12 protein-coding genes and 1 riboswitch are annotated in these 12,599 nt (G+C 22.0%); of the genes, 7 read left to right on the top strand and 5 right to left on the bottom strand.

Going from position 1 to position 12,599, the window contains the following annotated elements:
* Positions 1–32: 32 nt before the first annotated feature.
* Positions 33–120, bottom strand: a riboswitch (TPP riboswitch).
* Positions 121–130: 10 nt separating this feature from the next.
* From AWT72_RS01155 to AWT72_RS01145, 3 genes are read right to left on the bottom strand one after another with little or no spacing between them, the layout of a single operon-like run.
* Positions 131–448, bottom strand: a complete 318-nt coding sequence (locus AWT72_RS01155) for a LiaF transmembrane domain-containing protein (protein WP_067139542.1) — start codon at positions 446–448, stop codon at positions 131–133.
* Positions 449–458: 10 nt separating this feature from the next.
* Entirely contained in the window at positions 459–1,886 is a 1,428-nt protein-coding gene (mgtE, locus tag AWT72_RS01150) for a magnesium transporter (RefSeq protein WP_082680491.1), read from the bottom strand.
* Positions 1,887–1,918: 32 nt separating this feature from the next.
* Positions 1,919–2,821 (bottom strand): ROK family protein, encoded by a 903-nt coding sequence (locus tag AWT72_RS01145; protein WP_067139539.1) that lies wholly within the window; start codon positions 2,819–2,821, stop codon positions 1,919–1,921.
* Between the two features lie 123 nt (positions 2,822–2,944).
* Here AWT72_RS01145 and AWT72_RS01140 point away from each other — a divergent pair, with 123 nt between their 5' ends.
* The 6 genes from AWT72_RS01140 (at position 2,945) to AWT72_RS01115 (ending at position 7,957) form a co-directional block, all read left to right on the top strand.
* The gene (locus AWT72_RS01140) at positions 2,945–3,574 is read left to right on the top strand and encodes a YoaK family protein (RefSeq protein WP_067139536.1); all 630 of its coding nucleotides are present in this window, start codon (positions 2,945–2,947) and stop codon (positions 3,572–3,574) included.
* 232 nt (positions 3,575–3,806) lie between these two features.
* Complete coding sequence (locus AWT72_RS01135) at positions 3,807–5,018, top strand: YcaO-like family protein (protein WP_067139533.1); 1,212 nt, start codon at positions 3,807–3,809, stop codon at positions 5,016–5,018.
* Positions 5,005–5,925 (top strand): ABC transporter ATP-binding protein, encoded by a 921-nt coding sequence (locus tag AWT72_RS01130; RefSeq protein ID WP_067139530.1) that lies wholly within the window; start codon positions 5,005–5,007, stop codon positions 5,923–5,925. Before AWT72_RS01135 ends, AWT72_RS01130 begins: the two co-directional genes overlap by 14 nt.
* Entirely contained in the window at positions 5,922–6,686 is a 765-nt protein-coding gene (locus tag AWT72_RS01125) for an ABC-2 family transporter protein (protein WP_067139527.1), read from the top strand. The genes AWT72_RS01130 and AWT72_RS01125 overlap by 4 nt, the downstream gene beginning before the upstream one ends.
* Position 6,687: 1 nt before the next feature.
* Positions 6,688–7,461, top strand: coding sequence for an ABC-2 family transporter protein (locus tag AWT72_RS01120; protein ID WP_067139523.1), 774 nt, complete (start codon positions 6,688–6,690; stop codon positions 7,459–7,461).
* A 163-nt stretch (positions 7,462–7,624) separates the two neighbouring features.
* Entirely contained in the window at positions 7,625–7,957 is a 333-nt protein-coding gene (locus AWT72_RS01115) for a YoaK family protein (protein ID WP_082680489.1), read from the top strand.
* A gap of 80 nt (positions 7,958–8,037) precedes the next feature.
* On the opposite strand, the gene AWT72_RS01110 is transcribed toward AWT72_RS01115, so the two are convergent.
* Both AWT72_RS01110 and AWT72_RS01105 read right to left on the bottom strand, forming a co-directional pair.
* Complete coding sequence (locus AWT72_RS01110; RefSeq protein WP_067139517.1) at positions 8,038–8,367, bottom strand: DUF1622 domain-containing protein; 330 nt, start codon at positions 8,365–8,367, stop codon at positions 8,038–8,040.
* Between the two features lie 92 nt (positions 8,368–8,459).
* Positions 8,460–8,927: a DUF2147 domain-containing protein gene (locus tag AWT72_RS01105; RefSeq protein WP_067139514.1), complete on the bottom strand. Its 468-nt coding sequence runs from the start codon at positions 8,925–8,927 to the stop codon at positions 8,460–8,462.
* 231 nt (positions 8,928–9,158) lie between these two features.
* Between AWT72_RS01105 and AWT72_RS01100 the strand changes: the two genes are divergently transcribed.
* Positions 9,159–12,368, top strand: a complete 3,210-nt coding sequence (locus tag AWT72_RS01100; RefSeq protein ID WP_067139511.1) for a S8 family serine peptidase — start codon at positions 9,159–9,161, stop codon at positions 12,366–12,368.
* Positions 12,369–12,599: the final 231 nt, after the last annotated feature.

The raw sequence follows: 12,599 nt of genomic DNA, 5'->3' as shown, positions 1-12,599 counted from the left end.
TCTCTAAATAGAGAGTTATTAAAGTAATAAAAAATTACTCTGTTAAAACTCCCTACGGCAGTATTAACTGCATCAGGTTAAAGGGTATAATCTCAGCATTAAGCACCCCTGTTTGTTTTATTTGTTTTTCTTATTTATCATTAGAACTATCTTTATAGTGGAGTACTATAATTACAACTCCAATTATTATTAATATGATTGGTAATGTTATATTTGTATATGGAAGTGGTAAAAATTTCTCAATATAGAAATGTGAACCAGTGGCAATAAGAGCTATTCCTGCTACATTATTTATTCCCTTTTTCAATAAGAAATAAACTCCCATTAAAATTATCATAATTTGCCAGTTAAATATATATTTTAATGCAGTATCTGGTAAAAGTGAGCCAAAAAGGCTAAACATACCTATTAGTATTAAAGATATTCCCAAAAATAATTTGTTATTCATAATTTTCCTCCTAAATTAATTTTTCTATAAATAAACTTGCAAGACCTAAGAATAAGAAAAATCCGCAAACATCTGTTACTGTTGTAAGTAATACTGATGAAGCCATAGCAGGATCAATTTTTAAAACTTTAAGTCCAACAGGTATTAAATAACCAATAAGACATGCAATAATACAGTTACCTATCATAGATAATAATATTATTAAACTTAAATATGGAATACCAAACATAAAATAAACTATGCTTCCACATACCACCCCTAATATTATACCATTAATAAATCCTAATGCAACATATTTTAATGAAATTATTAAATTTTCATCACTATCATAATCTCCCAATGCAATAGATCTAATCGTAACTGCAAGTGATTGTGTACCTACATTACCACCCATTCCACTAACTATTGGCATAGTAACTGCAAGAGCAACTACTTTATCTATTGTTGTAGAAAACATTCTAACTGTAAATGCTGCTAAAAATGCAGTTAATAGATTAATTAAAAGCCAAGGTAATCTTTTATTTATAATTTCAAAAAGACTAGTATAAAGATCTTCATCATTACTAGTACCTGCTAATTTCAAAATATCCTCTGTATTTTCTTCTTGTATAACGTCAACTATATCATCTATGGTAATAATACCTAATAATTTCTTTTTTTTATTTAATACTGGAACAACTTTTAGCCCATATTTTGAAACTAATCTTGCAACTTCTTCTTGGTCTTCTTCTGCATAGACATATTTAATATTTTCTTCCATTATTTCTTCAAGTAGTATATCTTCTGAAGAAATAAGAATATCCCTTAAATCGGCTTCACCTATTAAATCTCCATTTAAATCAAGAACAAAAATTGTTTCTATATATTCTGTTTTTGGACCAATAATTTTAATTTTATCAAGAATTTCTTTCATTTTTAAATTCTTTTTAAATGCTATATATTGTGTGGTCATAATACCACCGGCAGTTTCAGAGTCATAACCTAATAATTCTCTTAATTTATTGGCTTCTGATCTTTTCATCTTATTAAGTAAAGATTTACTTTTAGTGAAATCAACATAGCCTAGTATATCAACTATATTATCTGGAGACATATATGAAAAAATTTCAAGAGCTTCTTCTTCTGAAATTAAATTTATTATTCTAATTTGTAAATCTTCATCAGCAACTTCTAATATATCTGCTCTTTCTTCTAAACTCAGAGCATTTAAAAGCCTGATAATTTCTTCATCTTCATCTAATTCATCAAGAAATTCAGCTATATCAACATCATGAATTTCATCAAGGTAATCGTGAATTTCTTCAGAAGTATTTAATTCTTTAATATCTTCTGCAATTTCATCGAGATTTATATTAATCTCATCTTCTTCTACCTCTATGTCTTCATGTTTTAGTTTCTTTTTTAGTGATTGTATTTTTTCTTCACTTAATTTTTTCATTTTACACCTCCTTATAGTATTTATTTTTTATATTATAATTTAATTAATTTTTCATTATCAAATAAATTTCTAATAACTATAGTAACTGCTGAAAGTTTTTCTAAGTTTTCTAGTTCATTAAAAACTATGCTATTACATTGTAACACATTTATAAGTTCTTTTCTATTTTCTTGGGCAATATCTAAAATAACGGTATCTATATCTAAAAAATTAATACATTTAATAATATCTTCATCATTCATATTTTTTAAACAACCTGTACTAAAATTTGCCCCTTTATATATTTTGTTATTTATCATTATAGAAAAGCCTTTTGTTTTTTCTTTATTGTAATATAGAATTTTATTAGGATTTTTATTATAAAATAAATCAATAGTATAAAGCATAGCATGTATATTGTTTTCTATGATACATTCTATGCCAAATTTTTTAAAGATATATTCTTTTATATGTATGCTCTTTTCATTAAATAAATCAGAACAAATCAAAATACCTAAATCAGAATTTATACATGCTTGCATAGAAATACCTATACCTGCTATATTTTCTTTTCCGTAATCATTTATTATTTTTTCAATTTCAGATAATAAAAAATTTCTAGTTTTCGTTTTCTGAATAAAAGTTAAATTTATTTTATAGGAGAAACTTTCTAAAATATTACCAACTAAATCAAAAATTATAATTTCTATTGAATTCATAGAAGCATATAAGCCTATAATTTTTTTATAATCTTTATTTATAGTTATGTTATATTTACTTCTTTTGTCAAAATTTTCTTCAAGAATTAAAAGGTTTAAATTACTTAATTTTTTTACTAATTTATATATAGCTGGTTGCGTTATATCTAATAATTTAGATAATTCAATTTTTTTTAGTTTTTTATTATTTAAAATATAATTTAAAGCATTATAATCAGTACTATTTAATTTTTTCATTTTGTACCTCCTAAATTGATTTTGTATATAATAAATTTACATTACAATAGTATCATTTTTAAATTATTTTTAGCAAGACAAAATATTAAGATTATGATAAAATATTTTTATTAGGAGGTTTTGATGAGAAAACAAAGTTCGGATACTTTAAAAGTAGCTATATTACTTACTTTTATAGGAGGTTTTTTAGAAATTTATTCTTTTCTTTTGAAAGGTAAAGTTTTTGCGACAACTATAACTGGGAATATAGTATTAATGATTTATAGTATATATAATTTTAATTTTAAAGAAATAACAAAATATCTATTCCCTATTATATTTTTTATTATAGGAATAGTACTGGTTGAAATGTTAAGAGACAGATTTAAAAAAAGTAGTATACATTGGAGAGAATATATAGTTATTTTAGAAGTGGTTTTAATACTAATTATATTTATTTTTAAAGATAATAAATATAATTTGTTGACTATTAGTATAATTTCATTTATGAGTGCTGTACAAATACAAACTTTTAAAAAAATAGAAGAGACTATATATATGTCTACTATGTGTACAGGAAATACTAGAAAAATGATAGAAAGTATAGTAAAAAAGGATAAAAATGGAATTAAAATATTTACCAGTGTAGTACTATCATTTGCAATGGGAGTAATAGTAGGTGCTATTGGAATAGAGTATTTAAAAGAAATGGCAATATTATTATTAACGCTTCCACTTTTATCTGTGCTGTTTTTAATACATAAAAATATATAAAAAATAAAAAATAGTAATTAAAAGAGATTTATGATATAATGAAAATATAGCAAAAAGGGGGGGGGGGCATTAAAATGGGACATAGAAGAACAGAAATTTCTAATTCAACTACAGCACCTATTATTTTATTAGAAGATGAAATTTTAGAGTTATTATTATCAATTAATTTATAATATAGTAAGTAAAAAAACGCCAAGTATTTTCTTGGCGTTTAATTAAATTTGGAGAAAAAATGAAAAATATTGAAAGAATATATGGTGTAGACAGTGCCATTGAAAATATAAAAAAAACTATGACAGAAATGAATTTAAAATATGAAGTTGAAGAATATAATACAGATAATAATAATATAAAAACAATTTTAGTTAAATCCAATGAAGTATTAAGTTCTGGAAAAGGATTTGGAAATCAATCTCTTGCTAGTGGATTGTTTGAATTTTTAGAACATTATATTTATGAAAATAAAATATCTAAAAATAGAGTTAAAAAAATTAATTTTGATGAATTAAAAGAAATTTTTGAATATGATAATGCAGTAGATTATTTCTTTTTTGAAAAAAAGAAAAATAAAGAATATTTTGCAATAGAATTTAATGAATACAATGGGAAAAGTAGTTTTTTTTTACCAGAAGCATTGATATATATCTATGAAAATAAAGAATATACAGAATTAAGAAAAGCAACAGTATATTCTTCAAATAATGGTATTGCTATTGGAATGAATAAAAAAGAAGCAATATTACATGCTTTAAATGAATTAATAGAAAGACAATCATTGTCAAAACATTATATTGATGTATTTATGAAAGGTGATATTCCTTTAAAAATAAATAAATTTACATTAACAAAAAGATTAAAAGAAATTTTATTTGAAGTTGAAAAAGAAATTGGGGAAGAAATTGAAATAGTACAACTTAAAAATGAATTTGACCTGTATGCTTATTTAGTGTACCCTAAAAATAAAGACATAAGAAAATTTTATAAAGGAAGTGGATGTTCATTATTATCAGAGTATGCCCTAGAAAGAGCAATTTTAGAACTTTTGCAGTCATACCATTTAACAGATATAACTGAACAAGAAAATTTATTAAAAAAAGAAAAAATATTTATAGAAAATAATTTGAAAAAATATTTAGAAATATTTAATTTAAATTACATTTATGATACTTATAAAGAAATAAATTTTGAAAATAATTCATTAAATAGTCAAGATTTAAAAGATATGATAGAATTTATAATAAAAAAATTATATCTAAAAGGATATAAAGTTTATTTGGCAAAATTATTTGAAAAAAATAATATAGTGTGTATTAAAGTAGTAATACCTAATTTTGAACATTTTCACTTAGTTGCAGAAGGAGTACCAGTTGTTCCTAATATACCTAATTTTAATGAAATTATTGAAAAAAAAGAAAATGAGGTAATAAATTATGATAATAATTAAAAATTTAAAATATCAATATAAAACTTATAAAAAAGGTGTTGGATTTTTAAATAATTTTAAAGATTTTTTTAAAAGAAAATATGAGTATATTGATGCAATAGATATCAAAAGTTTAAAAGTTGATAAAGGAGAAATTGTTGGATTATTGGGACCAAATGGAGCAGGAAAGACAACTTTAATTAAACTTATGACAGGTATATTATCAATAGAAAATGGAGAAATTTTATGTGATAATTATATACCATATAAAAAAGAAGAGAATTATTTGAAGGAAATTGGTGTAGTTATTGGACAAAAAAGTCAATTAATCTGGGATTTACCAAGTATTGATACACTTAAAATGTTAAAAGATATTTATAAAATAAATGAATTGGAATTTAATAATAGATTAAAGAAAATGACTAATTTATTAAATCTAGAAGATAAAATAAACATTCCTGTGAGAAAATTATCTTTGGGAGAAAGATTAAAATTTGAATTAATTTGTTCTTTAATACATAAACCGAAAATATTATTTTTAGATGAACCAACAATTGGGGTAGATATAATTAGTCAAAAAGCAATACATGAATTTTTATTAAAATTAAATAGTGATGAAAAAACTACAATAATATTAACTAGTCATAATATGAAAGATATAGAATATTTATGTAGGAGAATAGTCGTTATATTAAAAGGAAAAATAACACTAGATACTGATATTATGCAATTAAAAAATAGTTATAAAGTAGAAACTAAATACATAATTCATACGGAAATAGATGAATTCCCATTTAAAGATATAGAATTTAAAAAAATAGATAATTGTAAGTTTGAAATAGGTAAAAATAATATTATATCTTTTGAAGATAATACTAAGGAATTAGAAGAAATAATATACGAAATTTTTAAAGGAGACCAATTATGAAAAAATATTATAAAATTATGATTAATCAAATTCTTATAAAATTTCAACATAGGTTTAATATTTTATCAAAGATTTGGATAAATTTATTTCAATTTTTTATAATATATTTTATTTGGAAAAATGTATATACAACTAGTGAATTAAGTAAAATTGGAGATTATAATATTAATGAAATGACTATATATATATTAATTACAAATTTAACAATTTTATTATATAATTTTAACGATATTCATAGAATTGGTAGATTAGTTAGAACAGGTAAATTAACAACAATTTTATTAAGACCAATATCATTTTCAAAAGAAAATTTTTTTCAATATATGGGAAATAAATTTATAGTGATGTCAATGTTTTTAATAATGATATTAATTTCAAAAATAGATTATAAGTTTTTTGTATTTATTTATGTATTTTTTACAATAATAATGTATTATTATTTAATAGCAGTTATATCGACAATAGGATTTTGGATTATACAAACATGGTCTTTAAATGGATTATTCAATGGAATATTTTATATATTAGCGGGTGTATATTTTCCGTTGGATTTATTGCCTAAAAATATATTTTTAATTGTTAAATATAATCCATTTTCATTAGTTTCATATGTATTGGCTAAGATATTAGAAAGTAAAATTGAATTTAATCAAATTTTGTATTATATGTTGTCATGCATAATCTGGATTATAATTTTAAAGATACTGTATAGATTTTTATTGATAAAAGGATTAAAAACATATGAAGGAATGGGGGCATAATATGAATTTTAGATTATTTATAACATTGTCTAAAAATAGTTTAAAACAGTCTTTGGCATATAGAACTTCTTCAATTATAATGTTTATAGTATCAATATTATTTTTTGTGTTACAAATATTAAGTAGTTATATATTTTATGGTTATACTGATAATATTGCGGGTTATACATTTATGGACAGTATAAATTTAATTTCTACTGGTTTTATATTAACTTCTTTAAATTATTGTTTTTTTATAGTCGGTAATGAAAGTATTTACGATGAAGTATTAGAAGGAGAAATGGATTATAAATTTATAAGACCTATAAATTCATATTGGTTGTATACATTTTATGGAATAGATTTGCAAAATTTAATAACAGCAATAATGGGTATAATTTTTCAAATATATTTATTTATAATACAAGATATATCTATTTTGAAAATTACTGGATGGGCAGTTATGGTAATATTAGGGGTATGGTATATGTTTCTCATATCAAGATTATTAGTATTAATTGTTTTTTATACAGATAAAGCTAATTCAATTCAAGGACTACCAGAACTGTTGGAAGACGCCTCTTTAAAACCAAAAGGTATTTATCCAAAACCAGTAGAGTATATTTTTGTATTTTTAATTTCTTATTTAATGGTTTTTAATGGGCCAATAGATATATTAAAAGGAACAATAAATTGGACATATTTATTAGCATATATATTTTCTGCTATATTTTTAACTATAATATCATATAAATTATGGTTTATTGCAATAAATAAATATCAGTCTTCAAATTAAAATTACAATAGAAGATAATATAAGGTATAAAAAGGATTTTCAAAAATGAAGCCTTTTTTGAATTGGGATTTATAGTTTTATTTATTTTCAACTCTTGACCAAGTTCTAGTTTTTCCAAATCAACCTAATGCATCAACAGAGCCTATAATTAGAAGTAGTTTTAATACTAATTATATTTATTTTTAAAGATAATAAATATAATTTGTTGACTATTAGTATAATTTCATTTATGAGTGCTGTACAAATACAAACTTTTAAGAAAATAGAAGAGACTATATATATGTCTACTATGTGTACAGGAAATACTAGAAAAATGATAGAAAGTATAGTAAAAAAAGATAAAAATGGAATTAAAATATTTACCAGTGTAGTACTATCATTTGCAATGGGAGTAATAGTAGGTGCTATTGGAATAGAGTATTTAAAAGCAATGGCAATATTATTATTAACGCTTCCACTTTTATCTGTGCTGTTTTTAATACATAAAAATATATAAAAAATTAGAACACCCAACTCAAAACTAGACACAAAAGTATAGACTATTGTGAAGTGTAATGAGAGTATGTTCTAATTTTTTCATAACTCATCTCTTTTTTTATAATTTGTGATTTCCCAATGTATTACAAAAGTCATAATGACTCTTAAAATTACAATAGCAGATAGTATTAATAATTCATCTACTGTGCGTATTAATACAGTTTTTAAAAGTTCTGCTGCTAATTTAAACTCTAAACTTAATTCAAGAGCTTTAATTAGTTGTAATTTTATTTTAACATTATTGAGATCAAATTTGCTTGTAATTAATTTAATTAAAGAATTAATAGAACCTATTATTACAATAATAACTCCAACTAATTCTAAACAATTAGAAGCAAAGGGGACAATAAATTCTATAATTTCTTTCAAGGTTTACCTCCATTAATGTTTCTTTTATTATAGCATTTAATTGGGGGACATGTCTATAAATGAAAAAACAAGAACGGAGTAACTAATTAATATTAATGTTTATCTTCTACTCTTGACCAAGTTCTAGTTTTTCCAAACCAACCTAATGCATCAACAGAGCCTCTAACATGTAATTTTCCATCTTTTTGGAATTTAATATAAGAATAGTAAACTTTACCATCTTCTGGATTATATATAGTACCATCTCTAAAATCATTGTTTTTTTCATCATATCTGAAATTTTCAATTATTTTAATTCCTTCAATAGTCCTATTTCTTAAATCTTGATTTTTATTATTCAAATCTAATTTCTTTTTACCCTTATTTTCACCATCTAAATAAATTGGATTTTTTAGTTTTACAATTTTACCAAAATATTTATTATCTTCTGATTTTTCAATTTTAATTATGGCTGTATGTTCTGCTTCGTTTTTTGCATTATACCAATAACCAGTAATATCATCATTTGCAAAAATAAGATTAGAAATGATTAATAGTACAAATAAAATATACTTTTTCATATTTCTCCCTTTTTTTCCTTTCATAAATTTTCTAATTTAGTTCACTTTGTGAACAATCTATACTAACATATTTTTTATAATTTTGTCAAATAAATTTGATTTAATTTTTTTTGAAATTTCTGCTATCAAAAATATGTCAAAGAGTGTATAATGCGTGGTAAATAAAAAATAAGTTTAAGCAAATACAAGCGAAAATATTGTATCTTAAATATGAATTGGAGAAGATATAATATGAAATTAAAATTGTTAAATTTATGTTTAGTAATTAGTATTTTACCAAGTTGTGTGGGAATAGAAGTAAATGGTATAAATATAATAGATAATGTTATAAAAGATAAAATTACTGAGAATGTAAAGGGTAAAATTGTAGACAATGTTATAAAAGATAAAATTATAGACAATGTAAAAGGTGAAATTATTGAAAATGTGAAAGATAAAATTGTAGATAATGCTATAAAAGATAAAATTATAGATAATGTGATAAAAAAGGAAATCAATGAACAAAACTATAAAGATTTTAAAGAAATAAAGATTGATAATATTATTTCAAGATATGTTGAAGCTAATAATAATGTAATAATAGATAAGGATTATAAAACTGATAATTTAGACTATGATTATGATGATAACCCAAAAGTTAGTATTATAGAGACCATTGTTGGAGCAAATGATTGGAAAATATCTAAAGTTAAATTTAATAATTTAAAATTAGGTTCACAACTTAATAAAAATAATAATGAACACCCGCAAAATGTTTTAGATTCATTTTTAGATGTGAATAATAATTTGAAAGTAGATGATGATGAAAAGAATTTAAATATAGATTTAACTCTGTATTCGCGTGATTATATAAATATAAAAAACATAATAGGAATTACCAACCATTCATATGGTTGGATTGATTATATGGACAAAATGTATAAATATAATAAATACAATGAGTATAATGATAAAATAGTAAGAGAATATAGGTATAAAGATGATTTTTATACTCCTTTAATACATAATTCAGCCGAATATAAACATAATAAAACATTAAGAATTGCATCACTATCAAATAATTCAAAAGGAACTAATACAAAATATTTTGCTAAAAGTTTTGTAGAAGGCTATGATAATGCTAGTCCAGAAGTAAAAAAAATGTTAAGGAGTGAAACTATATTTGTAAAAAATCAATTTATTGAAAAATATATTTATAAAAATCCTATGGTCAAACTCTTTAAAGACTTTGAAAAAGTAACAACATTAGAAAATAAAGAAAAAGTTTATGAAGATATAAAATATTTTTATATAAATAATAGAAATAACATTGAACAAGAATATAAACCAATAGCACTGTCACTTCGTAGTCATGTTGTAGGACATGATGGCTATATAAATATTACAGATAATACAATAGTAACAGGTTCTAGTTATTCTGCACCTAGAGTTAGTAGATTAGCATATGATATTAAGAAAAAATTTCCGTTTTTATCATTAGGGCAAGTTAAACAAATAATATTAACAACAGCAGATCATGTAGATAATGGAGGTTATTTAGATAATTTTAGTGGGTGGGGTCAAGTTAATAGAGAAAGAGCATTAAAAGGACCTAATAATTTTAATGCGGGTTTAATTGATGAAATGAAGTTTTTTAAAGGTAATTATGATAAAATATTTGATAAAGATGGGAATAGATATTTTTATGTAAATATACCTATTAATATGGTTAGTGTATTTGAAAATGATATAACTAGTGGATTAAAAGGTGATGGGAATACAACTAAGAGTACAACAATAGCAATTTTAGGAAAAATTTTAAACAAAAGTGAAAGACAAGTATTTAGACATAGAATACCAAATGTTTTAGATGATGAGAAACTATATTATGCTAATATTGCAACAGCGGGTCTTAGAAAAAATGGTAAAGGAGAATTAATTTTATTAGGAAAACAGTTATATACTAGTAAAACTCAAATTTTTGATGGTACATTAACTCTAAAAAATTATTCTAAATCTCATTATGAAGTGGGAAATCTTGCAAAGCTAAATATAGATGGAAATAAAGAAATAAATATAAATATTATACATAATTCAGGAATAGTAAATTTTAATGTTAATTCTAATATAGGTGAATATAAATCAAGTAAAAAGAGTATTACTAATATTAATCAAAATATCAAATTAAAGGTAAAATCTTTTGAAAGTAATGGTAAAATAAATTTTAATTTTAATGGAAATAAAAAGATAGATTTAGATAAGGTTATAATATCTGAAAATCCAATATTAATTGATATTAAAACTGATAATATTTTCTTAAATCCAATTTTAATAAACAATAATAAGATAGTAAAATTAGAATTTATAAACGGAAGTAAAACAGGTAAAAAATTAAAAGATTTAAGTGAGAGTGAACTAAGGAATATAGCAAGTTATGATATAAATACTCGTAAATTTTTTGAAGAGTATGGAGATATAAAAATAGCAGAACAAAATTTATTATTATCAAAAAGTGAAGTTGCTTTAATAAATGCAAAGGCAATAGATAAAGCGAATGCAAAAGAACAAATATTTACAGATAATTATAGTAATTTTATTAGTAGTTTATTTGAAGGGAATTTAGAAGTTCAAAATATTAAATTAAATAATTTACTATACAATATATATGATAAGAAAAATAAAATTAGTTTTGGTACATTTATAGATATTAATGTACTTGATAATGACAAGTCTTCAAAATTAAAAAAAATATTAAATAGTACATATTTTTCATATGGTAAAAACATCAGTAAAAATATAAATCTAAATTTATATGGAGTCTATACACATTCAAACTATAATTTTGACAAAGTAAAATCTGAATTTATTAATAATAATGTGGAATTTGGAATAGTGTATACACATAATTTTAAAAGCTTAGATATAATAATAGATAATTCTTTGTCGTATAATAATACTAAAATTTCAAGAGAGATTATAGATGAAAAAGTAAAAAATAAATTACATTCATTAATGTTTCAAAATAAATTGTTATTTAAGAGAGATTTTAAAATTGATAAAATAAAAACAATCTTTACTCCCTTTATATCAAACACTTTACAAGTTTTAAATGTGTTTGAAAGTGCTAGGGAAAATTCAAGTTTAGGAGTTAAAATATTAAAAAATATATTTATAAACGATAAAATAGGATTTGGTATAGCAACTAAAACAACAATTTTTGATAAAATAACTATCAATAATAGGTTAAAATTAGATATAAATACTAATATTAATAATACATTAAAAGTAAATATTTTAGATAAAGACACTGTATTTCAAGGAGAAAAATTAAGTAGAATGGTTTTGGATTATCAAATAGGAGTAAGTTTTATACCTATTAATAACTTGAAATTAGGAATTAATGCTAATATAAACACTAAATCTAAGTTTGGGGCTAATATATTTTTAGATTATGAATTTTAGGAAGATTATTAAGTAGTAATAAAATGCTTTATAATAAAACATACCTTATTATAAGTCTCGTATATATAATTTATCTCAAATTTTAAACGATAATAAAATATGTTTTTTACTATAAACTTTAGAAAATAAAAAGATTAAAATAACTATAATAAAAAGAAAAAATATGAAAAGGAAATCGTAAATACTAAGAATAAAGAAAAAAAGAAAAAGTTTTTTCAAAAAAAAGTAAAA

It is taken from the genome of Oceanivirga salmonicida (genome assembly GCF_001517915.1).
GTDB classification, from domain to species: domain Bacteria; phylum Fusobacteriota; class Fusobacteriia; order Fusobacteriales; family Leptotrichiaceae; genus Oceanivirga; species Oceanivirga salmonicida.
Note: the sequence above shows the minus strand (reverse complement) of the source record. Positions and strands in the feature narration are given on the sequence as shown.

Excerpts from the sequence above, each read along its gene's own strand:
- AWT72_RS01155 (WP_067139542.1), bottom strand. The coding sequence starts at position 448 with ATGAATAACAAATTATTTTTGGGAATATCTTTAATACTAATAGGTATG.
- mgtE (WP_082680491.1), bottom strand. The coding sequence starts at position 1,886 with ATGAAAAAATTAAGTGAAGAAAAAATACAATCACTAAAAAAGAAACTA.
- AWT72_RS01145 (WP_067139539.1), bottom strand. The coding sequence starts at position 2,821 with ATGAAAAAATTAAATAGTACTGATTATAATGCTTTAAATTATATTTTA.
- AWT72_RS01140 (WP_067139536.1), top strand. The coding sequence starts at position 2,945 with ATGAGAAAACAAAGTTCGGATACTTTAAAAGTAGCTATATTACTTACT.
- AWT72_RS01135 (WP_067139533.1), top strand. The coding sequence starts at position 3,807 with ATGAAAAATATTGAAAGAATATATGGTGTAGACAGTGCCATTGAAAAT.
- AWT72_RS01130 (WP_067139530.1), top strand. The coding sequence starts at position 5,005 with ATGATAATAATTAAAAATTTAAAATATCAATATAAAACTTATAAAAAA.
- AWT72_RS01125 (WP_067139527.1), top strand. The coding sequence starts at position 5,922 with ATGAAAAAATATTATAAAATTATGATTAATCAAATTCTTATAAAATTT.
- AWT72_RS01120 (WP_067139523.1), top strand. The coding sequence starts at position 6,688 with ATGAATTTTAGATTATTTATAACATTGTCTAAAAATAGTTTAAAACAG.
- AWT72_RS01105 (WP_067139514.1), bottom strand. The coding sequence starts at position 8,927 with ATGAAAAAGTATATTTTATTTGTACTATTAATCATTTCTAATCTTATT.
- AWT72_RS01100 (WP_067139511.1), top strand. The coding sequence starts at position 9,159 with ATGAAATTAAAATTGTTAAATTTATGTTTAGTAATTAGTATTTTACCA.